This is a genomic window from Solirubrobacter pauli (assembly GCF_003633755.1).
GTDB lineage: Bacteria > Actinomycetota > Thermoleophilia > Solirubrobacterales > Solirubrobacteraceae > Solirubrobacter > Solirubrobacter pauli.
Genome location: NZ_RBIL01000002.1, coordinates 2161097 through 2184720, shown reverse-complemented (window position 1 = coordinate 2184720; position 23624 = coordinate 2161097). Strand labels below are relative to the sequence as shown.

General features: G+C 71.2%; 19 protein-coding genes. 15 read left to right on the top strand and 4 right to left on the bottom strand.

Annotated elements, in window-relative coordinates:
* The first annotated feature begins 14 nt into the window (after positions 1–14).
* Together C8N24_RS29815 and aroH are read left to right on the top strand one after the other, a co-directional pair.
* Positions 15–713 carry a pseudouridine synthase gene (locus C8N24_RS29815; RefSeq protein WP_121257124.1) on the top strand — a complete coding sequence of 233 codons (699 nt, stop codon included), beginning with the start codon at positions 15–17 and terminating at the stop codon, positions 711–713.
* Positions 714–725: 12 nt separating this feature from the next.
* Complete coding sequence (gene aroH / locus C8N24_RS29810) at positions 726–1085, top strand: chorismate mutase (protein WP_121258132.1); 360 nt, start codon at positions 726–728, stop codon at positions 1083–1085.
* Here the strand turns inward: aroH and C8N24_RS29805 are convergent.
* Both C8N24_RS29805 and C8N24_RS29800 read right to left on the bottom strand, forming a co-directional pair.
* Positions 1079–1864, bottom strand: coding sequence for an ABC transporter permease (locus C8N24_RS29805; protein ID WP_121257122.1), 786 nt, complete (start codon positions 1862–1864; stop codon positions 1079–1081). The genes aroH and C8N24_RS29805 overlap by 7 nt on opposite strands.
* Positions 1861–2775 (bottom strand): ATP-binding cassette domain-containing protein, encoded by a 915-nt coding sequence (locus C8N24_RS29800; RefSeq protein ID WP_121257120.1) that lies wholly within the window; start codon positions 2773–2775, stop codon positions 1861–1863. Before C8N24_RS29800 ends, C8N24_RS29805 begins: the two co-directional genes overlap by 4 nt.
* Before the next feature lie 29 nt (positions 2776–2804).
* Between C8N24_RS29800 and C8N24_RS29795 the strand changes: the two genes are divergently transcribed.
* The 9 genes from C8N24_RS29795 to C8N24_RS29755 all read left to right on the top strand — a co-directional run bounded on the left by C8N24_RS29795 (position 2805) and on the right by C8N24_RS29755 (position 17258).
* Positions 2805–3479 carry a TetR/AcrR family transcriptional regulator gene (locus C8N24_RS29795; RefSeq protein ID WP_121257118.1) on the top strand — a complete coding sequence of 225 codons (675 nt, stop codon included), beginning with the start codon at positions 2805–2807 and terminating at the stop codon, positions 3477–3479.
* Between the two features lie 6 nt (positions 3480–3485).
* Positions 3486–4565, top strand: coding sequence for a histidinol-phosphate transaminase (hisC, locus tag C8N24_RS29790; RefSeq protein ID WP_121257116.1), 1080 nt, complete (start codon positions 3486–3488; stop codon positions 4563–4565).
* 206 nt (positions 4566–4771) lie between these two features.
* Positions 4772–5800, top strand: coding sequence for a 3-deoxy-7-phosphoheptulonate synthase (gene aroF, locus C8N24_RS29785; protein ID WP_170179512.1), 1029 nt, complete (start codon positions 4772–4774; stop codon positions 5798–5800).
* Complete coding sequence (locus C8N24_RS29780; RefSeq protein WP_121257114.1) at positions 5797–6864, top strand: prephenate dehydrogenase/arogenate dehydrogenase family protein; 1068 nt, start codon at positions 5797–5799, stop codon at positions 6862–6864. Before aroF ends, C8N24_RS29780 begins: the two co-directional genes overlap by 4 nt.
* Entirely contained in the window at positions 6861–8150 is a 1290-nt protein-coding gene (gene aroA, locus C8N24_RS29775) for a 3-phosphoshikimate 1-carboxyvinyltransferase (RefSeq protein ID WP_121257112.1), read from the top strand. The genes C8N24_RS29780 and aroA overlap by 4 nt, the downstream gene beginning before the upstream one ends.
* 117 nt (positions 8151–8267) lie before the next feature.
* Positions 8268–9062 carry a plastocyanin/azurin family copper-binding protein gene (locus tag C8N24_RS34420; RefSeq protein WP_170179511.1) on the top strand — a complete coding sequence of 265 codons (795 nt, stop codon included), beginning with the start codon at positions 8268–8270 and terminating at the stop codon, positions 9060–9062.
* A 94-nt stretch (positions 9063–9156) separates the two neighbouring features.
* A complete protein-coding gene (locus C8N24_RS29765) occupies positions 9157–13311 on the top strand; it encodes a ThuA domain-containing protein (protein WP_121257110.1) in 4155 nt (1384 codons plus the stop codon).
* A gap of 93 nt (positions 13312–13404) precedes the next feature.
* Positions 13405–14571 (top strand): esterase-like activity of phytase family protein, encoded by a 1167-nt coding sequence (locus C8N24_RS29760; protein WP_121257108.1) that lies wholly within the window; start codon positions 13405–13407, stop codon positions 14569–14571.
* 68 nt (positions 14572–14639) lie between these two features.
* Positions 14640–17258, top strand: a complete 2619-nt coding sequence (locus C8N24_RS29755) for a S8 family serine peptidase (RefSeq protein WP_121257106.1) — start codon at positions 14640–14642, stop codon at positions 17256–17258.
* Here the strand turns inward: C8N24_RS29755 and C8N24_RS29750 are convergent.
* Positions 17251–18276 (bottom strand): aminotransferase class V-fold PLP-dependent enzyme, encoded by a 1026-nt coding sequence (locus tag C8N24_RS29750; protein WP_121257104.1) that lies wholly within the window; start codon positions 18274–18276, stop codon positions 17251–17253. The two genes, C8N24_RS29755 and C8N24_RS29750, sit on opposite strands and share 8 nt — an antisense overlap.
* Positions 18277–18325: 49 nt before the next feature.
* Positions 18326–19663, bottom strand: a complete 1338-nt coding sequence (locus C8N24_RS29745; protein WP_121257102.1) for an aminotransferase class I/II-fold pyridoxal phosphate-dependent enzyme — start codon at positions 19661–19663, stop codon at positions 18326–18328.
* A gap of 24 nt (positions 19664–19687) precedes the next feature.
* Between C8N24_RS29745 and C8N24_RS29740 the strand changes: the two genes are divergently transcribed.
* The 4 genes from C8N24_RS29740 to metK are packed head-to-tail and all read left to right on the top strand — an operon-like array spanning position 19688 to position 23594.
* Positions 19688–20326, top strand: a complete 639-nt coding sequence (locus tag C8N24_RS29740) for a pyridoxamine 5'-phosphate oxidase family protein (protein WP_121257100.1) — start codon at positions 19688–19690, stop codon at positions 20324–20326.
* Positions 20327–20341: 15 nt separating this feature from the next.
* Entirely contained in the window at positions 20342–20968 is a 627-nt protein-coding gene (cmk, locus tag C8N24_RS29735) for a (d)CMP kinase (RefSeq protein WP_121257098.1), read from the top strand.
* Positions 20965–22326: a ribosome biogenesis GTPase Der gene (gene der, locus C8N24_RS29730; RefSeq protein WP_121257096.1), complete on the top strand. Its 1362-nt coding sequence runs from the start codon at positions 20965–20967 to the stop codon at positions 22324–22326. Before cmk ends, der begins: the two co-directional genes overlap by 4 nt.
* A gap of 38 nt (positions 22327–22364) precedes the next feature.
* Positions 22365–23594 (top strand): methionine adenosyltransferase, encoded by a 1230-nt coding sequence (metK, locus tag C8N24_RS29725; protein ID WP_121257094.1) that lies wholly within the window; start codon positions 22365–22367, stop codon positions 23592–23594.
* Positions 23595–23624 lie beyond the last annotated feature (30 nt).

The following is a 23624-nucleotide window of genomic DNA, read 5'->3' as shown; positions in this document are numbered from 1 at the left end:
TGGCAGCCCTAGAAATGCGCCTTGCCAAGTACCTCGCCCACGCCGGAGTCGCCTCCCGCCGCGCCTCGGAGCTGATCATCGCCGACGGCCGCGTGACCGTGAACGGCAAGGTGGTCACCGACCCCGCCCGCGACGTCCACGACGAGCTCACCGTCAAGGTCGACGGCAAGCGGGTCAAGACCTCCAGCCAGACGCTCGTCGTCTACCTCGTCAACAAGCCGGCGGGCTACGTGTCCACGGCCAAGGACCCCCAGGACCGGCAGACCGTGGTCTCGCTCGTGCCCTCGTCGCAGCGGCTGTACCCGGTCGGCCGCCTGGACTTCGACACCACCGGCCTGATCCTGCTGACCAACGACGGCGATCTCGCGCACAAGCTCACGCATCCTTCGTTCGAGGTGCCGCGCACGTACCGGGCCCGCGTCGCCAACGCCCCGGTCAACGAGCCCGCGCTGAAGGCGCTGCGCGACGGCGTCCTGCTCGAGGACGGCATGACCGCGCCCGCGAAGGTCCGCAACGTCTCCTCCGGCGTGGTCGAGCTGACCATCCACGAGGGCCGCAAGCGCCAGGTCAAGCGGATGCTCGAAGCGGTCGGCCATCGCGTCTACACGCTCGAGCGCGTGGCCTTCGGGCCGCTGCGCATCGGCTCGCTGCAGCCGGGTGAGTTCCGCAAGTTGGGCCAACCTGAGGTCGAGCGCCTCCGGGAGCTTGGTTGAATGGCGGACGCCATGCGGGTCGTCGCCCTACGCGGAGCCAACGAGGTCAAGTCGAACACCGCCGAGGACATCCTCGCGGCGACCGACAAGCTGATGCGCGAGATCCTCGAGCGCAACCAGCTCGCCGCCGACGACCTCGTCAGCTGCATCTTCACGCTCACGCCGGACCTCGACGCGCAGTTCCCGGCGGCCGCGGCCCGCGCGATGGGCCTGAGCTCCGTGCCGCTGCTGTGCGCGCGGGAGATCCCGGTGCCCGGCGCGCTGCCGAAGATCATCCGCGTGATGATCCACGCCTACATGGACCGCCCCGCCGAGCACGTCTACCTCGGCGAAGCGGCCAAGCTCCGGCTGGACCTCGCCGGCGCTCAGTAGCCGAGCGAGCGATAGCGCCGCACGGACAGCGGCACGAAGATCGCCAGCAGCACGGCCGCCCAGGCGAGCGACGCCAGCACCGGGTGCTGCAGCGGCCAGACGTCGGGCACGGGCCCGGTGGGGGAGCCGAACAGCTCGCGCGTCGCCTGCGCGAGCGCGGTGACCGGGTTCCACTCCGCGATCTGGCGCAGCCCGTCCGGCAGGCCCGCGACCGGCACGAAGATCCCGCTCAGGAACATCAGCGGGAAGATCACGCTCATGGCGATCCCGTCCGCGCCGTCGGGGTCGCGCACCATCAGGCCGACCCACACGCCCGCCCACGTCACCGCGAACGCGAGGACCAGCAGCAGGCCGAACGCGCCGAGCGTGTCCAGCACCGAGCCGTGTGGCGCCCAGCCGACCAGCAGGCCACAGAGCGCGACGACGACCACGCCCGCGATCAGCTCGACCAGCTCGGCGATCGTGCGGCCGGCGACCACCGAGAAGCGCTTGATCGGCAGGGCGCGCAGGCGGTCCATCAGCCCCGAGCGGATGTCGGACGCGACGCCGACGGAGATCCCCGGGAGCGTGCCGATCATCGACTGGGCGAAGATGCCGGACACCAGATACTCGTGGTAGTCGCCGCCGCCGGGCACATCGATCGCGGAGCCGAAGACGTAGGCGAACAGCAGCACGAACACGAGCGGCATCGCCAGCGCCCCGAACACCTTCTCGGGGATGCGCGGGATGTGGCGCAGGCTGCGGCCGGCGAGCAGCCGGACCTCGTGCACGGTGCTCATGCCGCGGCCGTCAACGCGAAGAACGCGTCGTCGAGCGTGGGCTGGGACAGCGCGGCCTCCTCGACGTCGAGGTCGTCGAGCTCGTCGAGGATCGCGCGCAGGTCGTCCGGGCCGCCGGGCGCGGGCACGGACAGCCGGCGCGTGCGGGCGTCCACCTCCGGGTCCAGGCGGGCGAGCCGGACGGCTGCGGTCTCGACGTCGTCGAGCGTCAGGTGGATGCGGCGATCGCCGACGCGCCGCTTGAGCTCGGCCGGCGTGCCCTCGGCGACGGTGCGCCCGCCGCTCAGCACGACGATCTGATCGGCGAGCCGGTCGGCCTCCTCCAGGTATTGCGTGGTGAGGATGAGCGCGGCGCCGTCGGTGACCAGGTCGGCGATCGCGCCCCACATGTCCGCGCGCGACGCGGGGTCCAGGCCCGTGGTCGGCTCGTCGAGGAACACGACGGGGCGGCGCACGACCAGGCACGCCGCCAGGTCCAGCCGGCGGCGCATGCCGCCGGAGTAGGTGCCGAGGACGCGGTCAGCGGCATCCGTCAAGCCAAAGCGCTCCAGGAGCTCGGCGGTCGCGGCGACCGCCGCCCGCTTGGGCAGCCCCTGCAGCCGCCCGAGCAGCATCAGGTTCTCACGGCCGGTCAGGCGCTCGTCCAGCGACGCGTCCTGCCCGGCGACCGCGATCCGCTCGCGGACCGCCGCGGGCTCGGTCGCCACGTCGCGGCCGGCCACGACCGCGCGGCCCGCGGTGGGAGCGAGCAGCGTCGTGAGGATGCGGACGGCGGTGGTCTTCCCGGCGCCGTTGTGGCCGAGCAGGCCGAGCACGGTGCCGGGGCGGACTTCGAGGTCGAGATCGGCCAGGGCGTCGACGGCGTCGAACCGGCGACCGAGCCCTTCCGTTCGTACAGCGTACGAATTCATACGGCGTACGGTAAAGGTACGCTGTACGGGTGTCAACCCAGCCGCCGATCTGGGCCCGTCCCGAGCCGAAGGGCCGCGGCCGGCAGTCACCGCTCTCGCGGGCGGGCATCGTGCGCGTGGCGATCGAGGTCGCCGACGCGGAGGGCCTCGAGGCCGTGTCGATGCGACGGCTGGCACGTGAGCTGAGCGCCGGCGCGATGTCGCTGTACCACTACTTCGAGAACCGTGAGGAGCTGCTCGAGCTGATGATCGACACGGTCGCGGCCGAGATGGTGGTGCCCGACCTGCCCGGCGACTGGCGGCCCGCGGTCGAGGCCGTCGCGCGTCACAGCCGGGCGATGTTCCGCGCCCACACCTGGGTCCTGCCGATCTTCCAGGACGTCCCCGCGGTCACACCCAACCTGCTGCGCCACATCGAGCAGACCGCGCGCGCGGTGGCGTCGCTGGAGGGGCAGCCGCCCGAGTTGCTCAGCGCACTCGCCGGGGCGGTCGACGACTTCACGATCGGCTTCACGCTGCGCGAGCTGAGCGGCGGCGAGCGCCGGCAGCGCAGCTGGGACACGCCCGAGCTGCGGCTTCTGCTCGAGAGCGGCGAGTTCCCGCTCGTGGCGAGCTTCATCGCCGCCGACTCACCGATGCCGGCACCGGACTTCGAGCTGGGCCTGCGCTGGCTGCTGGACGGCTTCCAAGCTCAGCTAGCCTGATCGCCCATGCCCATCGAGTTCGGCGAGAAGGTCAGGCGCATCCCGGTCTACCCCGCGGCCGAGGGCTACGGGTATGAGGGTCCGGTCGCCAAGATGGCGTCCAACGAGTCGCCGTATCCGCCGCTGCCCGGCGTGATCGAGGCGGCGACGAAGGCGCTCTCCGGGATCAACCGCTACCCGGACCCGACCAACGCCGGCCTGCGCAAGAAGCTGTCGGACGTGACGGGCGTGCCGGCGCAGCGGATCGCGATCGGCAACGGCTCCTGCGACATCCTGCTCGCGGCCGGTGACGCGCTGCTCGAGCCGGGGGCGGAGCTCGTCTACGCGTGGCCGTCGTTCAGCGTCTACCCGCACCTCGCGGCGGCGTCCGGCGCCCGCGCGATCGAGGTCCCGCTCGACGACAAGCACTACCACCAGCTCGACAAGATGGCCGAGGAGATCACCGCCGCCACGCGCCTGGTGATCGTCTGCAACCCGAACAACCCGACCTCGACCGCGCTGCCGCTGGACGAGATCGAGGCCTTCATCAACAAGGTCCCGCGCCACGTCGCCGTGATCCTCGACGAGGCCTACATCGAGTTCAACGTGATGCAGGACCCCGACGACTCGGTGCAGCTGCTCGAGCGTCACCCGAACCTGATCCTGCTGCGCACGTTCTCGAAGGTCTACGGGCTCTGCGGGCTGCGGGTCGGCTATGCGCTGTGTGGCAGCGAGAGCTTCCGGACCGCCGTCGACCAGGTGCGCCAGCCGTTCTTCTGCAACGCCGCCGCCCAGGCCGCGGCGCTGGAGGCGCTCAACCACCAGGACGAGGTCACGCGGCGGGTGGAGCGCAACCTCGCCGAGCGCACGTCGCTGGAGGACGGGCTGCGCGCGCTGGGCATCGAGCCGGCCGAGTCGCAGGCGAACTTCGTCTGGTTCGACCTGCCGGAGACGGTGGCCGAGGCGGACGTGCTGCGCGGCCTGTCGATGACCGGCGTGCTCGTGCGCTCGGGGGAGGCGCTCGGCCGCGAGGGCGCGCTGCGCGTCACGGTCGGGACCGAGGCCGAGAACGAGCGATTTCTGGAAGCGCTCGCCCCGCTTCTGTAAGCTCATCTCCGTGACGACGCTCGCCACCACTTCCGTGCTCCCGGTGGCGTCCTCGTATTCCTACGCGTATTACGGCTGGCGATTTAGCTAGGCGCTCGGCCGGCGACACACGTCTCCGTCCGCACACACCGGGCCCAAGGGCCGAGCGCCGGAGACACCACTCGCCGTACCGTTTCGTCCAGACTTTTGCGTAGGAGCACATCCAGATGATGATCGTCATGAAGCCCGGCGCCACGAACGAGGACATCGAGTCCGTCGTCGAGCGCATCGAGAGCTGCGGCGCCCGCGCGCACCTCTCGCGGGGCGACGAGGTGACCGTGATCGGCGCGATCGGCGACCGCGAGCACGTGCAGCGGCTCGGCCTCGAAGGCCACGCCGGCGTGCAGCAGGTCGTGCCGATCCTGCGCCCGTACAAGCTCTCCTCGAACCAGTTCAAGTCGGGTGAGCGCTCGGTCATCGAGATCGACGGCCGCCGCATCGGCGGCGAGCACTTCTCGATGATCGCCGGCCCGTGCACGGTCGAGTCGCGCGACCAGGTGCTGACGACCGCGGACGCGGTGGCCGCCGCCGGGGCGTCGATGTTCCGCGGCGGCGCCTACAAGCCGCGTTCATCGCCGTACTCGTTCCAGGGTCTTGGCCAGGAGGGCCTGCACCTCTTGGCGGAGGCGAAGGAGCGAACGGGCTTGCCGATCGTGACCGAGCTGATGGACGCCCGCGACGTGGAGCCGATCCTCGAGGTGGCGGACGTCATCCAGGTCGGCGCGCGCAACATGCAGAACTACCCGTTGCTGGCCGAGATCGGCCGCACCGGGCGCCCGGTGCTGATCAAGCGCGGGCTCTCCAGCACGCTCGAGGAGCTGCTGATGGCCGCCGAGTACGTGCTCAAGGAGGGCAACCCGAACGTGATGCTGTGCGAGCGCGGCATCCGCACGTTCGAGACCGCCTACCGCTTCACACTCGACATCATGGCCATCCCGATGCTCAAGGAGCTCTCGCACCTGCCGGTGATCGTCGACCCCTCGCACGCGCCCGGGCGCCGCGACATGGTGCTGCCGCTGTCGCTGGCCGCGGCCGCGGCGGGCGCCGACGGCATCATCGTCGAGGTGCACCCGGACCCCGAGCAGGCCATCTGCGACGGCCCGCAGCAGATCTACGCCGATGACTTCGCGGCCTACCTGGAGCAGGTGGAGCGCGCGGCGGCCGTGGCCGGCAAGGTGCTGAGCGCGGCGGCGTGAAGGTCGCCGTCGTCGGTGTCGGGCTGATCGGTGGATCGGTCGGTCTCGCGGCTCGCCAGCGCCTGGGCGCGCACGTGGTGGGCTACGACCCGTCGGCGGGTGCGCTGGACGCTGCGCTCACACGCGGCGCGATCGTCGAGGCCTGCCCGACGCTCGAGGCGGCGGTCGCGGACGCGGACTTCGTGTTCGTGGCCGCGCCCGTCCAGGTGCTCGCGGGCGTGATCCGCGACGTGCTCGCCGTGGCCGGCCCGGACTGCGTGGTCACCGACGTCGGGTCGGTCAAGCGCATCATCGTCCAGGAGGTCGGCGACCACCGGTTCATCGGCGGGCATCCGCTCGCCGGGGCGGAGACGGCGGGCGTCGAGCACGCCCGTGCCGACCTGTTCGCCGACGCCACCTGGTACCTGACGCCGACGACGGAGACGCGTGGCAGCCACTTCGAGCAGCTGCACCGGTTCATCACGCGGATCGGTGCATGGCCGTCCGCGGTCGAACCCGAGACGCACGACGTCGTGATGGCGTCGGTCTCGCATCTCCCGCACGTGCTCGCCAACGTGCTCGTCGCCCAGGCGGCGCGCGTGCTCGGCGACGAGGGTGAGCGGCTGCCCGCGACCGGCCCGTCGTTCCGCGACGTCACGCGCGTCGCCGGCGCGAACTCCGCCGTCTGGGGCGGCATCTACGCCGCCAACGCCGACGCGCTGGTCGCCGCGATCGACGACCTGGTCGCGCGGCTCACCGTCGTGCGCGAGCAGCTGGCGACCGCCGACGCGGCGGGCATCGCCGCGTGGAACGACGGCGCCCGCGAGGACCGCCGCCGGCTGCTCGAAGCCGACCTGGCCGGGGGCGAGGTGCTCGAGCTGCGGGTGCTCGTCCCCAACCGGCCCGGCATCGTCGCCGAGATCGCCCTGGCCCTGGGCCGCGCGACGATCGACATCGTCGACATGGGCCTGTATCCCTCTTCCGGCTCCCACGGCACGGTCGCGCTGTGGATCCGCGGCGGCGTCGTCGCGGAGCAGGCCGAACGTCTTGTCCGTGAACTTGGGTTGGAGGTCGTGAGAGCGTGAAGTTCGATCCGTCGGGACCGCTGAAGGGCACCCTGCGCGCGCCGGGTGACAAGTCGATGTCCCACCGGGCCGCGCTGTTCGGCGCGATGTCCGCCGACCCCGTGCACGTCACGGGGTACCTCGACGCCGCCGACACGCGCTCCACGCTGTCCGCCGTGCACGCGCTCGGCGCGCTGGTGGAGGAGGGCGCGCCCGGCACGCTGACGATCCGCGGGCCGGGGCTGCGCGGCGCGGGCGACGCGCACATCGACGTCGGCAACGCCGGCACGCTGATGCGGCTGCTTCCCGGCTGGCTCGCCGGCCAGCGCGGCGGGCAGTGGACGTTCGACGGTGACGAGTCGATCCGGCGCCGCCCCGTGGACCGGATCGCGAAGCCGCTGCGCGCCATGGGCGCCGACATCGAGGCGACCGACGACCGGCTGCCCCCGTTCACGGTCCGCGGCACGCAGCTGCGTGGCATCGAGTACGCGCTGCCGGTCGCGTCCGCGCAGATCAAGTCGTGCGTGCTGATGGCCGGCCTGCTCGCCGAGGGCACGACCACCGTGGTCGAGCCCGAGCCCTCGCGTGACCACACCGAGCGCCTGCTCGCCCGCGCGGGGTGCCACATCACACGCGACGGCGACCGGATCTCCCTCACGCAGCACGACGAGCTCGAGCTCGGCGCCATCCACGTGCCCGGCGACCCGTCCTCGGCCGCGTTCCACATCGCCGCGGCGGTGCTCGTCAAGGGCTCGCGGATCGTCATCTCGGACATGAGCGCGAACTGGACGCGCGTCGGCTTCGTGCGCATCCTCGAGCGCATGGGCGGCGTCGTGGTCGGCGACCTCGAGACGCCCGATGCGTCGGCGATCCGCTCCGACGAGCCTGTCACCGAGCTCGACGTCACCGCCGGGCCGCTGGTCGGGACGGTCGTCGAGCCGCACGAGGTGCCGCTGGCGATCGACGAGCTGCCGCTGGTCGCGCTGCTGGGCTGCTTCGCCGAAGGGGAGACCGTCGTCACCGGCGCGGCCGAGCTGCGCGTGAAGGAGTCGGACCGGATCGCGACCGTCGTCGACGGCCTGCGCGGCCTGGGGGCCGACATCGAGGCGACCGACGACGGCTTCGTCGTCCAGGGCACCGGCGGGCTGCGCGGCGGGACGATCGCCTCGCACGGCGACCACCGGCTGGCGATGCTCGGCGCGGTGGCGGGCCTTGCGTCCGCCGAAGGCGTCACGGTCGACGGGATGGAAGCCGCCGCGGTGTCCTACCCGGGGTTCGAATCTGACCTTCGGTCGTTGCTGACTTAACTTTCGTCTAGGCCCTTCGCTAAGCTCCGACCTACCAGTAGGGAGGTAGGGGGAGCAGTGGGACGGAGCAGTGGGGTCTTTGCGGGCGGCGTCGCCGCCCTGATGTTGGTCGCGGGGGTGGGTGCAGGGTCGGCGGGCGGCTCGGAGCAGGCGCCCGCCATCGTCGGAGTCGCCCAGGACGAGGTGTCCTGGGACGAGCCGAACGTGACCATCGACGCGGGCGAGTCGGTCACGTGGAAGTGGACGAACACGACGCAGCAGCACAACGTCGGCTCGCCCCCGCCGCAGTTCGCGATCTGGACTGAGACGGCCTACACCGTGGAGTACACGCGGCGTTACGACACGCCCGGCGTCTACCCGTTCGTCTGCTTCCAGCACGGGGGTATGAACGGGACGGTCACGGTCCGGGGGACGGGCACCCCGACCACGACTCCGACGGCGACGGCCACCGCGACGCGCACGCCGACGGCGACGCCCACGGGGACGCCGACGGCCACGCCGACGCGGACGGCCACGCCGACGGCGACCGCCACGCCGGGCACGCCCGCGGCCACGCCGGCCGCTCCCGTGGCGACGCCGTACCCGACCGCGGTCGTGCCGCCGTCCGCACCACCGAGCACGACCCCGCGTGACGTCAAGCGCCCGACGGTCTCGTCGGTGAAGCTCACGGCGGTCACCCGCGGCGTCAAGGCCCGGTTCAAGCTTTCCGAGCGCGCGACGGTGAAGGTCACCGTCAAACGCGGCTCAAAGACGCTCAAGAGCGTCACCTCGACCCAGGCGGCGGGCACACGCACCGTCACCGTCAAAGGGTCGAAAGTCACCCGCGGCAGGGTCACGGTGGAGCTTCGCGCCACCGATGCCGCCGGCAACGCGTCCTCGCTGACGCGTCGCTCTGCGTCGATTCGACGCTGAGCGCGGAGTAGTCAAGTCACACCCGGCGTCGGCCAGTAAGGGGTACTGGCCGGCCGCCGCATGTCGTTTCAGTGATGGAGGAGGTCCCATTTCCATGCATCGAGCACGCCAGCTCGTCTGCTTGGCGCCGCTTGGTCTCGCACTGCTGGTGCCGACGGTCGCCGATGCCGCTCCCGCGCGGCTGAAGGTGCAGTCCGTCGCGTCGCCGCCCGCCGCGGCGGCGCCCGGCCAGTCGTTCGCGATCAAGACCAGCGTCACGAACCGCTCCAAGAGGGCGGCCAAGGTGCGCGTGAAAGTCACGCTGCGCTCGTCCAAGCACTCCAAGAAGATCGCCCTCACCGTCAAGGGCAAGGCCAAGACGGTCAAGGCGCACAAGACCAGCCGCTCCAGCCTCACGGTGAAGCTGCCGGCGTCGCTGAAGGCCGGCACATACTACGTGCGCGCGTGCGCGGACAGCTCCGGCACGTCGTCGACCTGCAGGTTCACGACGCGCCGGCTCGCCGTCAAGAAGGCGGCCGCGACGGTGCGGCCCGCGCCCGCGCCCGCGCCGGTCGCGCAGGCGGCTCCGGCGCCCGCCGCGCAGACACCGCTGCCGCAGCCCGCTCCCGGTGACGTCGACTACTCGGTGCTCGCCTTCACCAAGGGCGCCGCCGGCTCGACGGCGTCCGCGGTCGCGGCGCTCAAGGCGCTGGGCGAGGCCAACGGCTTCGGGGTCACCGTGTCCGAGGACGCCGGGTCCTTCACCGCCGCCAACCTCGGCAACTACAAGGTCGTCGTCTTCGTCAACAACAAGGGCGACATCCTCAGCAACGCCCAGCAGGGCGAGTTCGAGACCTACTACAAGGGCGGCGGCGGGTTCGTCGCGATCGGATCCGCGATCGAGGCCGAGCCCGACTGGGCGTTCTACGGGGACCTGATCGGCACGCGCGCGGCCACCGCCAACCCGATCGCCGCCAACGCGCAGGCCACCATCAAGGTCGCCGACCGCGTGCACGACGCCAGCAAGTCGCTCCCGGAGTACTGGAAGCACACGGACACGTACTACAACTTCTCGGGCAACGTGCGTGGCCTTTCCCACGTGCTGGCGACGGTCGACGAGACCACCTACACCGGCGGCACCATGAAGACCCTGGCCGACCACCCGATCTCGTGGTGCAAGGACTACGAGGGCGGCCGCTCGTTCTACACCGGCACCGGCGCGAACGGCGACTTCAGCGACGCGAACCTCGGTAAGCACCTGTCGGGCGCGATCCAGTGGGCGGCCGGCCTGTCGGACCCGACCTACAGCGACTGCGGCGCGACCGTGGTCAAGAACTTCAAGCAGGTCAAGATCTCCGCGCCGCCGAACCTGAACGAGCCGATCGGCTTCGACCAGCTGCCGGACGGCCGGATCATCCAGACCGCCCGCAACGGCGAGATCCGGCTGCACGACGGCAAGGGCACCACGCTGCTGCTCGGCAAGCTCCCGGTGTACACCAACTCCGAGGACGGCCTGTACGGCCCGGCGATCGACAACCACTTCGCCGAGAACAAGTGGGTGTACCTCTACTACGCGCCGCCGAAGGTGACGATCCGCAAGTGCGACGGCACGACCGCGGAGGTCGAGACGCCGACGGGTAGCGCGCCCACGCTCGGCATCGACCCGTGCGTCTGGCAGGACACTTGGCAGGGCTACTTCCAGCTCTCACGGTTCAAGTTCGTCGACGCGAAGGGTGACAAGCAGCCCTACATCGACTTCGACTCCGAGCAGAAGATCATGCAGGTCACCAACAACCGTGGCGCGTGCTGCCACGTCGCGGGTGACATCGACTTCGACTCCAAGAACAACCTGTGGTTCGTGACGGGCGACGACACGCCGGCCGGCTCGGGCAACTCCGGCGGCTTCTCGCCCCACAACGACCAGAAGACGGACGAGTACCAGGCGATCCGCACCACCAACGCCACCGGCGGCTCGTTCAAGCTGACCTACAACGACGGCTCCGGCCGCGCGCCGCAGACCACGGGGGACATCCCGTGGAACGCCACGGCCGCCCAGATCGAGGAGGCGCTCCTCGACCTGGTCAACGTCGCGCCCGGCGATCTGACGGTCACCGGCTCGGGCACCGTCGCCACGGCCAGCCAGGTCGTCGCCTTCACCGGTCCGAACGCCGGCAAGGACGTCCCGACGCTCGGCATCACGCCCAACCTGACGGGCACCGGCCCGACCGCCACGGTCACCGTGACGCAGGAAGCCGGGCAGTTCAACGCGCCCTTCGTCGATGCGCGCCGCACCGCCCTCAACACCAACGACCTGCGCGGCAAGCTGCTGCGGATCAAGGTCAAGGACGGGGACATCACGCCGGCCGAGGCCAACAAGCGCGGCGCGACCGGTGCGTACACCGCCGTCCCCGGCAACCTGTTCGCCGAGGGTGACGCGCTGGCCCGTCCCGAGATCTACGCGATGGGCTTCCGCAACCCCTACCGCGTCCAGGTCGACTCCAACGACGTCGCGTACATCACGGACTACTCGCCGGACTCCAACGTCCCCGAGAACTTCCGCGGGCCGGCCGGCACCGGCCGTGTCGAGGTCGTGCGCAAGCCGTCCAACTACGGCTGGCCGCTGTGCGTGTCACCGAAGCTGCCGTACTACCAGTGGAACTTCAACTCGTCGCGCCCACTGGACGCGGCCAACCCGAAGACCTACGAGTGCGACAACCCCAACCGGGGCCCGGCCAACACCTCGCGCTGGAACACCGGCCGCATCAACACGCCGCCCGTCACCCAGCCGGACATCTGGTACTCCTATCGCGACAACAGCGGCCCGCTGGGCACGCCGTGCCTCGCGTACTACGACGGCTCGGGTGGCAAGTGCCCGCAGCTGTTCCCGGAGCTGTTCCAGGGCGGTGTCGCCCCGCACGGCGCGGCGCCGTACGAGTACGACCCGGGCAGCACGAGCGACACGAAGTTCCCGCCGTACTACAACGGCTCGTTCTTCATGGGCGAGTTCGGCCAGGACCAGCTGCGCGAGGTCCGGATCGACAGCGAAAAGAAGATCTTCAAGATCAACAACACGCTGCCGTGCGGTCAAGCGCTCGTGAGCACCGGGCTGCCGTTCGAGTGCGACAACCCCGAGGACATGCAGTACGGGGCCGACGGCAACCTCTACCTGCTCACGTACGGCGACGGCTTCTTCGCCGCCAACGCCGACGCCGGCATGTACAAGTGGCAGTACACCAAGGGCTCGACGGCGCCGACCGCGGTCGTCTCCGCCACCCCGACGAGTGGCAAGGCCCCGCTCACGGTGCAGTTCTCGAGCGCCGGGTCCAAGGACGACGACGAGGGCGACTCGATCCGCTACGCGTGGGACTTCGACGGCGACGGCACGGTCGACTCGGTCGACGCCAACCCGTCGTTCATCTACACCACGAACGGCGTGTACAACGCGAAGCTGACGGTGACGGACTCGACCGGCAAGACGAACACCCAGAGCACCACGATCACCGTCGGCAACACGGCGCCGGAGATCAAGCTCACGGTACCGACCGCGGGTGACTTCTTCGAGTTCGGCCAGAAGGTGCCGTACACGGTCACGGTCACCGATCCCGAGGACGGCACGGTCGACTGCTCGCAGGTGAAGGTGTCGTTCGTGCTCGTGCACGACACGCACGGTCACGGTGAGCAGGAGAAGCTCGGCTGCACGGGCGTGCTGGAGACCGATGCGCAGGACCGCTTCCACGGTGGTTACCTGGCCGGCGGCATCGTCGCCACCTACACCGACAAGGGCGGCCTCACCGGCCGCGCGGAGTCGCTGGTGCAGCGGCCGCGCCATGAGCTCGAGTACTCGCTCGACACCAAGGGCGTCACCGCGGTCGCGGCGACGGCCGAGGACGGCGGCGCCGGCGTGACCACCAGCTCGATCGACCCGGGTGACTACGTGTCGATCAACAACACCATCAACCTCCAGAACATGGACAAGAAGATCACGTTCCGCTACGCGGGTGGCTCCGGCACCAACGCCGCCGGCCGGCCGCGCATGAACGTGGAGATCCATGACGGAAGCCCCACGGGCACCGTGATCAAGACGGTCACGCTCAACTCGACGGGAGCCAACAACAACACGTACACGGATCAGACCTTCGACCTGGACTTCACCGGCTCGAAGCGTCTCTACCTCGTGTTCAAGGCGGTCGACGGTGAGACCGGCGCCCCGACCTCCGGCATGGGCCTGATCAACTGGGTCCAGTTCTCCGGCAAGGGCATCGGCCAGTAGATCCCCGGTGGCGAAGCGTCGCGCGGGCCCGTTCCGCGCGACGTTCACGCCGCGTTGACTTCGTGCCCGGCTCCGCGTGATCGGGTGCCGGGCATGAAGCGACTCATCACCGCCACGGCGGCTTTGACGTTCCTGCTCGCACCCGCGGCGCATGCCACGGGCAAGGGAGGCGAGCCCGCGCTGGAGGCGCGCGCGATCCTGCCCGCTGACGCGTCCTTCCCGGCGCCGTTCGCGGGCGTCGTCAACACCGACCCGGCGCCCGCGCCGGGCGCCACGCAGCCGGTCGGCGGGTTCTCGGCGCTGCTGGACGCCGGCAACGGCGAGCTCTGGGCGATGCCGGACAACGGCTTCGGCAGCAAGGCCAACTCGCGCTCGTTCATCCTGCGCCTGTACCGCGTGAAGCCGAACTGGTCCCGCGGCACCGTCGCGGTCCGCGAAGCGATCTCGCTCAGCGACCCGGACGGCAAGGTGCCGTTCCCGATCGTCAACGAGAACACCGAGGACCGCATCCTCACCGGCGGCGACTTCGACGTCGAGTCGGTGCGCCGCGCGCCTGACGGGACGTTCTGGTTCGGCGAGGAGTTCGGCCCGTTCCTGCTGCACGTGGACGCGCGCGGGCGTGTCCTGGACGCGCCGGTGCCGCTCCCGCGCGTGTTCTCGCCCGACAACCCGTTCCTGCTCGGCCGGACGCCGAACCTCGCGGGCTCCAACGGCTTCGAGGCCATGGCGCTGTCGGCCGACGGGCGCACGCTCTACCCGATCCTCGAGGGCCCGGTCGTCGGCGACGACCCGCTCAACCGCCGCGTCTACGAGTTCGACGTGCGCGAGCGGCGCTACACCGGCCGCAGCTGGACCTATCGGCTGACCCAGCCCGGCCTCTTCGTCTCCGACGCCGTCGCCTTCGGCCGCGACCAGCTGATCGTCACCGAGCGCGACAACGGCCAGGGTGCGGCCGCGGCCTGGAAGAAGGCCTTCATCGTCGACGTCCCGGACCGCCGGCCGGTGCTCGCCAAGCGCGAGGTCGTCGACCTGCTGGACGTCGAGGACCGCTCGGGCCTCTCGCTGCGCGGCGCCCGCCCCGGCGACTTCGGCCTCGGCAACCCGTTCAGGTTCCCGTACCAGACGGTCGAGGCGGTCCTGCCGCTCTCGGGCAACGAGCTCGCGTTCGTCAACGACACCAACTTCGGCTCCACTGGTCGGAACGCGAACCTTCCGGACTACAGCGACTTCATTGTGTTGAAGGTTCCCGGCCTGCGGTAGTACCGTCCGTCACAAGGGGCTCGGGAGGCCTCTGTCGGGACAAAAGGGGTACAGCTGTGCGAGTACGTATGGCGGGGGTCGCCGCTGCGGCGATCACGATGGTCTGCGCGCTGCCGTCGGGAGCGGCGGCGGCAGACCCGGCGAAGCAGATCGAGGCGCTGCAGCAGATCAAGCGCTCGCTGTCACCGGCGGAGCGCAAGCTCGACAGCCGCCTGGCGGTCGGGCTGCGCCGGCAGCAGGTGAGCGGCATGACCGAGGTCGACATCGCGGTGGAGAAGCCCGATGCCGACCTGGTCGAGCGGCTCCAGAAGGTCGGGGCGACGGTGCGCAACGTCGCCAGCACGGGCGAGGTCCGCGCCGCGGTGCCGGCCTCGGCGCTGCGGACGGTGGCGACCTGGGGCGCGGTCGCCAAGGTCGAGCCGGCGGCGCAGGCGATCACCGCGCGGATCGGCGGGCGGACGCTGTCGAAGGAGGAGCGCGCGGCGATCACGGCGGCCGCGGCGGCCGTCGTCTCCGAGGGCGTGCGCGCGCACGCGGCGGACACGGCGCGTGAGACGACCAAGGTCACCGGCGTGGGCGCGAAGCTGTGCGCGCTCTCCGACGGGGTGGACTCGCTGGCCGCGTCGCAGGCCGCGGGCGAGCTGCCGGACGTCGACGTGCTGCCCGACCAGGCGGGGGAGGGCGACGAGGGCACCGCGATGCTCGAGATCCTCCACGACATGGCGCCCGGTGCCGAGCTCGGGTTCGCCTCGGCGTTCATCAGCGACGCGTCCTTCGCGGACAACATCCGCGCGCTCCGCACCGACGCGGGCTGCGACGTGATCGTCGACGACGTCCTGTACTTCAACGAGTCGCCGTTCGAGGACGGCCCGATCGCGCAGGCCGTCAAGAACGTCATCGCCGACGGCGCGCTGTACTTCTCCTCGGCCGGCAACGAGGGCAACGTGCTCGACGGCACTTCGGGCAACTACGAGAACGACTTCCGCGGCTCGGGCCGCAGCGTCGGCAAGTTCGCGGGGGAGGCGCACGACTTCGACCCCGGCGAGCCCGTCCAGGTGTTCGAGCCGATCTCGCCGGACTCCGACGACGGGGTGCCGGTGGCCCTGTGGTGGGCGAAGGCGCTGGGCGCGGCCGCCGACGACTACGACCTGTACCTGTTCGACGGTGCGGGCACCGTCGTGGACTTCGCGCAGGACGTCCAGGACGGTGACGACGATCCGTACGAGTTGCTGTTCACCCCGACGTTCGGTGGCAGCGGCCTGCGGCTGGCGGTGGTGCGGTTCTCCGGCGCGCCGAAGTACTTCCAGCTGAGCGCGCTGCGCGGGCGCTTCGAGGCGGCCGGCGGGTTGCCGGCATGGGTGACCCCGGGTGTGACCCGTGGTCACTCGGCGGTCGCGGACGCCTTCTCGATCGCGGCCGCGCCGGCGGCGACCGCACTGCCGTTCGACCTCGAACCCGGCGATCCACCGAACCCAACCGGACCGTTCCCAGGGTCGTTCACCTCGGCGCAGCTGCCGGAGCGGTTCACCTCCGACGGGCCGCGGCGGGTGTTCTTCCCGAGTGAGGAGGTCCGGGCGAAGCCGGACTTCACCGCGGCCGACGGTGTGAGCACGTCGGTGGAGGGGTTCCAGCCGTTCTTCGGCACGTCGGCGGCGGCGCCCCACGCGGCGGCGATCGCGGGCCTCGTGCTGTCAGGTAATCCGAGCGCGTCGGGTGCCGAGGTGCGCGAGGCGTTCAACGCCACGGCGCTCGACCTGACACCCGCGGGGTATGACAACCGCACCGGCGCGGGTGTGCTGCGGGCCGACGGCGTGCTCAGCTACACGGGCGCCACACCGCAGCCGTTGGTCCGCGCGCAGGCGCCGGACGTGACGGTGACCACCGGTGACGGTGACGCGTTCCTCGAGCCGGGGGAGACGGCACGGCTGCGGCTGCCGGTGACCAACGTGGGCGACGGCACCGCCACGGGCGTGAGCGTCACGGTGTCGACCGGAGACGCGAAGGCGGTCGTGACGCCGCGCTCGCAGTCCTACGGGGAGATCGCCCCGGGCATCACGCGCTCGCAGGACTTCACGTTGCGGCTCGCATCGGACTACCCGCTGGGCCAGCGCGTGGTTTTGAACGTACGGGTGACGTTTGCCGGTGTGCTGTCGCCGACGGCGGACCGCTTCTCCATCCCGACCGGCCAGCCGGGCACGGAGGCGAAGCGGTTCAGCTACGCGGGCACGCCCGTGCCGATCCCGGACGCGAGCACGCTGGGCGCGACGGTGACGATCCCGGTGAGCGGGTTCGGCTACGCGTCGAAGGTGCGGTTCTCGATCGACGGCACGACCTGCAACACCACGGTGGGCTCGACGACAGTCGGCATCGACCACTCGTTCACCGGTGACCTGACGGGAACGCTGACGGCGCCGTCGGGTGTGAGCGCACGGCTCTTCCAGCGGGTCGGCGGCACGGGCAACAACCTGTGTCAGGTGGTGTTCGACGACACCGCTGCCCGCGGGTTCCAGAGCGTCGTCGCCGCCAACGCGCCGTTCACCGGCACGTGGAAGCCCTTCGAGCCGCTGAGCGGGTTGCTCGACGCGTCCGCCGACGGTGACTGGACGTTCACGGTGACCGACGGCGCACGGCTCGACACCGGCACGGTGCGTGCGGTGTCGCTCGAGCTGACAGGCTTCGTCAGGTGAGCGCGTCGAGCGCGGCGTCCACGTCGGCCTCGGTGTTGTACAGGTGAAATGACGCACGGAGACGGCCCGCGCGCGCGGCGGCCATGATGCCCGCGCGTGCGAGCTTCTCCGGCGCGTCCTCGATCGCCGAGGTGACGATCGCCGAGTTGCTGGGCTCCTCACCGAGCCCGGCAAGGAAGCGGTTGGCGAGCTTGAGGTCGTGCTCGTGGATGGTCTCCACGCCGATCTCGTTGATCAGCCGCAGGGACGGCTCCGTGCCCACCCAGCTGAACCAGGCCGGCGACGTGTCGAAGCGCCGTGCGCTCTGCGCCAGCCGCAGCGGCAGCCCGAACTGGTCGGTGAGCGGGTTGGCCGCGGCGTACCACCCGGCCTGGTTCGGCGTGAGCCGGTCGGCGAGCTCGTCCTTGAGGACCATGAACGCGGTGCCGCGCGGGCTCATCAGCCACTTGTACGCCGCGCACGCCACCGCGTCGAACCGCGTGGCGTCCAGCGGCAGCCACCCGATCGCGTGGGTCGCGTCGATCACGGTCAGCGCGCCGTGGTGCGCCGCCGCGGCGGCGATGTCGTCCAGCGCGGCGACCTCACCCGTCGACGACTGCACGGCCGAGACCGCCACCACGTCCGTGGTCGCGTCGATCGCCTCGGCGAGCCGGTCGAGCGGAACCACCTCGACCGTGACGCCGCGGTCGGCCTGGCTCAGGAACGGGAACAGCAGCGACGTGAACTCCGGCTCGGGCGCGAGCACACGGCTCCCGTCCGGGATCGCGGTCGCGACGTGCGAGATCAGCCCGGACACGGTCGCCCCGACCACGACGCTGTCGGGATGCGCCCGCGTGAGCGTCGCGAACTCCGCCCGCGCCCGGTCCGTGACGGCCGTCCAGTGCTCCCAGCTGACCCGCCCGTGACGCCAGTCCTCCTGCGCCTGCTGAAGCGCCTCGTACGTCGGGTCGGGCGGAAGGCCGAAGCTCGCGGTGTTCAGGTACGTCGTCTCTGAATGCCACAGGTGGGTGGGGATCACCCTGGGAAACCTACGCCGCGCCGAGCGGCCGCGGCGTTGATGGCCGTCGTCACGCGGCCCGCGTGCGCGACGGCGGGTTCACCGCCGCGGCGATCGCGTCGGCGACCGCCCCCGCCTCGGCGACGTCCAACGCCGCCGTCGTGACCCGCACGGCCGGCGCGGAGCCGAGGCGGAACGAGGACCCGGCCGCCACCGAGTACCCCGCCGCCCACAGCGCACGGACGACCGCGTCCTCGTCGGGCACGGGCACCCAGACGTTGAGCCCGCTGCGGGCGTGCGGCGCCAGTCCGCGCGCGCCGAGCGCGGCCACCAGCGCGGTCCGTCGCGCCGCGTAGGTCTCCGCCGCGGCCTGGGCGTCGGTGCGCTCCCACAGGGCGGCGGCGAGCCGTTGCAGGATCGCGCTGACCCAGCCCGGCCCGAGCGACTGGCGGCCCTCGACCCGGGCGAGGGTCAGCTCGTCCCCGGCCATGACGGCGCAGCGGAGGTCCGGGCCGAGCCACTTGGAGACCGAGCGGACCACCGCCCAGCGGCCGCTGCGGCCGGCGGCGGTGCGGTAGGGCACGCCCGCCACCGGGCCGAGGTGGTCGTCCTCGACGACGAAGACGTCGCGCAGCAGCTCGCGGAGCTCGGCGGCGCGCGCCTTGTCGTGGGCGGCGCCGAACGGGTTCTGCCCGCGCGGCGTGAGGATCGCGGCGCGGGCGCCGGCGCGCAGGGCGGCCGCGAGCGCCTCCGGCCGCATGCCGAAGTCGTCGACGCCGACCGGCGCGAGCCGGAGCCCGAGCGCGCGCGCGAGGTCCAGCACGCCGGGCCAGCCCGGGTCCTCGACCGCGACGAGGTCCCCCGGGGAGAGCTGCGCGGCGAGGGCACGCTCGATCCCGTCCAGCGCGCCGCTCACGACCACGACCCGGTCGGCGACGACGCCGTCCGCGGCGAACGCGGCACGCGCGAGCGCGGCCAACCCGGGTTCGACCGGAGCCTCGCCGTAGAGGCGCTGCGAGAACGTGCCGGCCTCGGGCGGGCCGACGAGCCCGGTCGCGGCGAGCGCCAGCACGGCGCCGGTCATCTCGGGCAGCAGCGCCGGGTCGGGGTTGCCCAGCGCGAGGTCGCGCACGCCGGCGGGCACCGCCGCCGCCGACCAGGTCGGCCGCAGCGGCGGGCGGTCGGCCACGCGTGTACCTGAGCGGGGCTGGGAGACGACCACGCCGCGCCGGCGGAGCTCGGCCAGCGCGCTCGCGACCGTGGTCGGCGAGACGTCCAGCGAGGCGGCCAAGGCCCGCACGGACGGCAAGCGCACGCCGGGCACCAGGGCACCCGCCGCCACACCGGCCTCCACGCTCGCGGCGATCGCTTCCGCGGAGGTGCCTGAGATGACATACTGTTGCGACACAGAAACCATACTGTACTGTAACAGATGCTGAAGACGCCACGAACCAAGCTCCGCCGCGTGCCGCAGCGCGGCCTCCATGACCGCGCGACGCTCGACGCGCTCCTCGACGAGGCGTTGATCGGCCACGTCGCGTTCGTCACGCACGACGGCCATCCGGCGGTGATCCCGACGCTGATCGCCCGCGACGGGGACGACCTGCTCATCCACGGCAGCAGCGCGAGCCGGACGGTCCGCGCGCTGCGGGCCGGCGCGGAGGCGTGCGTCGAGGTCACGCACGTGGACGGGATCGTGCTCGCCCGCAGCGCGTTCCACCACTCGATGAACTACCGCTCGGCGATCCTCTACGGCACGCTCCAGCCGGCGGCCGACAAGGCACGCGCGCTCGAGGTGTTCACGGAGAAGCTCGTGCCGGGGCGATGGGACCACGTCCGCTGGCCGAACGCCAAGGAGCTCAAAGCCACCGAGGTGCTCAGCCTGCCGCTCACCGAGGGCTCCGCCAAGGTCCGGACCGGGCCGCCCGGGGAAGAGGAGGAGGACTACGCGCTGGACGCGTGGGCGGGCGTGATCCCGATCACGACCCGGCGAGGTGAGCCGATCCCCGACCCGCAGCTGCGCTCCGGCATCCCCGTACCAGATCACGTAAGGTCGCTGACGGCCCGGTAGCTAGCCTTTCCCGTCATGGTCATCGCCATCGACGGGCCCGCGGGAGCGGGGAAGTCCACGGTCGCGCGCGCGGTTGCGCTGCGGCTGGGCTTCACCTACCTGGACACGGGGGCGATGTACCGCAGCGTCGGCCTTCGACACGCGCAGGCCGGCGGCGACGCCGGTCACGTCGCGGCCACCATCAGCATCGAGTTCGACGGCGAGCGCGTGCTCGTCGACGGCGAGGACGTCACCGAGCTGATCCGCACGCCGGAGGCGTCGGAGGCGGCGTCGCACGTCGCAGCGGACCCGCAGGTGCGCAAGGCGCTCGTCGCCGAGCAGCAGCGGATCGTCGCCACGGGCGACTGGGTCGCCGAGGGCCGGGACATCGGCTCGGTCGTCGCTCCCGACGCCGCGGTGAAGGTGTTCCTCACCGCCGACCCGCAGGAGCGCGCGCGGCGTCGTGCCGCGCAGCACAACCTCGACCTCGAGGAAGTCCTCAAGGACCAGCAGGCGCGCGACGAGCGCGACAACACCGCCGATCGCGCGACGCTGGAAGCCCCCAAGGACGCCACCCCCGTCGACACCACCGGCCTCACGCTCGACGAGGTCGTCGAGCAGGTCGTGACACTGGCGATCGAAGCCAAGGAGATCCAGGCATGAAGGTCGCCGTCGTCGGCTACCCCAACGTGGGCAAGTCGTCCCTCGTCAACCGCCTCACGCAGTCGCGCGAGGCCGTCGTCCATGAGCGGCCGGGCATCACGCGTGACCGCAAGGAGCTCCAGACCGACTGGAACGGCCGGACGTTCACGCTGATCGACACGGGTGGCGTGGACACGCAGGACGAGGACCCGCTGGCGGTCAGCATCCAGGACCAGGCGCGCGAGGCGCTCGCGGACGCCCAGGTCGCGCTGCTCGTCGTCGACGCGCGCGCGGGCATGCGCCCCGGCGACGCGGAGATCGCCGACATCCTGCGCCGCGGCAACCTGCCGATCGTCGTCGCCGCGAACAAGATCGACAGCCCGAACGACCTGCCGCTCGCCCACGACTTCTACAGCCTCGGCCTCGGCGAGCCGCTCGCCGTCTCGGCCGCGCAGGGACTCGGCACCGGCGACCTGCTCGACAAGCTGGTCGAGCTGCTGCCCGAGGACGACGAGATCGGCGACGCCGACGAGGACGTCGTCCGCCTCGCGCTGATCGGCCGGCCGAACGTCGGCAAGTCCAGCCTCGTCAACGCGTTCCTCGGCCGCGAGCGCGTGATCGTCTCCGACGTCGCGGGCACCACGCGTGACGCGATCGACATGAAGCTCGAGGTCGACGGGCGCAAGGTCGTGATCGTCGACACCGCGGGCATGCGCCGTCAGGCCAAGGTCACCGAGTCGGTCGAGTACTACACGACGCTGCGCTCCCAGCGCGCGGCCGAGCGCGCCGACGTGGCGCTCGTCGTCTGCGACGCCCAGGACGGGATCACCGCGCAGGACCTGCGGATCGCCGAGCTGGCGATGAAGTCCGGCTGCGCGACCGCGCTCGTCCTGAACAAGTGGGACATCACGGGTGGCGACCAGGACCCGCTCGGCCCGGGCGGCGGCGTCGGCGCCGCCGAGCTGGAGGCCGAACGCGCGCGCGTGAACCAGAAGCTGCGGCTGCGTCCGCGCGTGCTCACCGCCAGCGCCAAGACGGGTCGCAACATCCAGCGGCTGCTGACCGAGGTGATGGCGATCGCCGACCGCGCGCAGCACCGGATCCCGACGGCCGAGCTCAACCGCTTCCTGGCCGAGGTGATCGCGGTCCGCCAGCCGCCGGCCAAGCAGGGGCATCGCCTGAAGATGCTCTACATCTCCCAGATCGGCACGGCGCCCCCGCGGTTCGCGATCCAGATCAACTCCCGCCAGCGCGTCACCCGTGACTACGCCTACTTTGTGGAAAATCGTCTTCGAGAGCGGTACGGGCTCGATGGCGTCCCGGTGATCATCGACTTCGTCGAGCGGGCTAACCGCTCCAAAGAAGAGCGTCGGTCCTAACCGGAGAAAACCGTAAACCCGCTAGCCTTTCACCCTCAATGAGCCAACAGAGCGACAACGAGTACCTGTTCACGTCCGAGAGCGTGACCGAAGGCCACCCCGACAAGGTCGCGGATCAGATCTCCGACGGCGTGCTGGACGCCGTTCTGCGCGACGACCCGACCGGCCGCGTGGCCTGCGAGACGCTCGTGAACACGGGCCTCGTCGTCGTGTCCGGTGAGATCTCCACGTCGACCTACGTCGACATCCAGGAGATCGCGCGCGAGACGATCCGCAAGATCGGCTACACGGACGCCGAGCTCGGCTTCTCCGCCGACTCCTGCGCGGTCCTGAACGCCATCGACAAGCAGTCCCCGGATATTGCCCAGGGTGTCGACCAGGCGCTCGAGAAGCGCGAGGGCGACGGCGGCGAGCTCGACATCGCCGGCGCCGGCGACCAGGGCATGATGTTCGGCTACGCGTCCAACGAGACGCCCGAGCTGATGCCGCTGCCGATCTCGCTCGCGCACCGCCTGGCCTTCCGCCTGTCGGAGGTCCGCAAGGACGGCACGCTCGACTACCTGCGCCCGGACGGCAAGACGCAGGTCTCGGTCAAGTACGTCGACGGCAAGCCCGTCTCGATCGAGAAGGTCCTCATCTCCACGCAGCACGCGGAGTCCGCGACGCGCGAGCAGATCGAGGCCGACCTGTGGGAGCACGTCGTGCTGCCGATCCTCCCCGAGGACAAGTACGAGGCCGACAAGCTCCGCAAGAACTTCCTGGTGAACCCGACCGGCCGCTTCGTCATCGGTGGTCCGGTGGGCGACGCCGGCCTCACGGGCCGCAAGATCATCGTCGACACCTACGGCGGCATGGCCCGCCACGGCGGCGGCGCGTTCTCGGGCAAGGACCCGTCGAAGGTGGACCGCTCGGCCGCGTACGCCGCGCGCTACGTCGCCAAGAACCTCGTCGCCGCCGGCCTGGCCGACCGCGCCGAGGTCCAGGTCGCCTACGCGATCGGCGTCGCGCACCCGGTCTCGGTGATGGTCGAGACGTTCGGCACGGAGAAGATCGGCAAGGGCCGCATCGCCGCCCTGGTCGACGAGTTCTTCGACCTGCGCCCCGGCGCCTTCCGCGAGTACCTCCAGCTGCACCGTCCGATCTACCAGAAGACCGCGGCCTACGGCCACTTCGGCCGTGAGGACGAGGACTTCACGTGGGAGAAGACGGACAAGGCCGCCGCGCTGCGTGAGGCCGCCGGCCTCGCCGTCGCCGACGGCGTCGCGTAAAGCCCTTAAGTCACGCGTAAACGGGTAAAG

Coding starts and splice junctions, on each gene's coding strand:
- C8N24_RS29815 (WP_121257124.1), top strand. CDS start 15: ATGCGCCTTGCCAAGTACCTCGCCCACGCCGGAGTCGCCTCCCGCCGC.
- aroH (WP_121258132.1), top strand. CDS start 726: ATGCGGGTCGTCGCCCTACGCGGAGCCAACGAGGTCAAGTCGAACACC.
- C8N24_RS29805 (WP_121257122.1), bottom strand. CDS start 1,864: ATGAGCACCGTGCACGAGGTCCGGCTGCTCGCCGGCCGCAGCCTGCGC.
- C8N24_RS29800 (WP_121257120.1), bottom strand. CDS start 2,775: ATGAATTCGTACGCTGTACGAACGGAAGGGCTCGGTCGCCGGTTCGAC.
- hisC (WP_121257116.1), top strand. CDS start 3,486: ATGCCCATCGAGTTCGGCGAGAAGGTCAGGCGCATCCCGGTCTACCCC.
- aroF (WP_170179512.1), top strand. CDS start 4,772: ATGATGATCGTCATGAAGCCCGGCGCCACGAACGAGGACATCGAGTCC.
- C8N24_RS29765 (WP_121257110.1), top strand. CDS start 9,157: ATGCATCGAGCACGCCAGCTCGTCTGCTTGGCGCCGCTTGGTCTCGCA.
- C8N24_RS29760 (WP_121257108.1), top strand. CDS start 13,405: ATGAAGCGACTCATCACCGCCACGGCGGCTTTGACGTTCCTGCTCGCA.
- C8N24_RS29755 (WP_121257106.1), top strand. CDS start 14,640: ATGGCGGGGGTCGCCGCTGCGGCGATCACGATGGTCTGCGCGCTGCCG.
- C8N24_RS29740 (WP_121257100.1), top strand. CDS start 19,688: ATGCTGAAGACGCCACGAACCAAGCTCCGCCGCGTGCCGCAGCGCGGC.
- cmk (WP_121257098.1), top strand. CDS start 20,342: ATGGTCATCGCCATCGACGGGCCCGCGGGAGCGGGGAAGTCCACGGTC.
- der (WP_121257096.1), top strand. CDS start 20,965: ATGAAGGTCGCCGTCGTCGGCTACCCCAACGTGGGCAAGTCGTCCCTC.
- metK (WP_121257094.1), top strand. CDS start 22,365: ATGAGCCAACAGAGCGACAACGAGTACCTGTTCACGTCCGAGAGCGTG.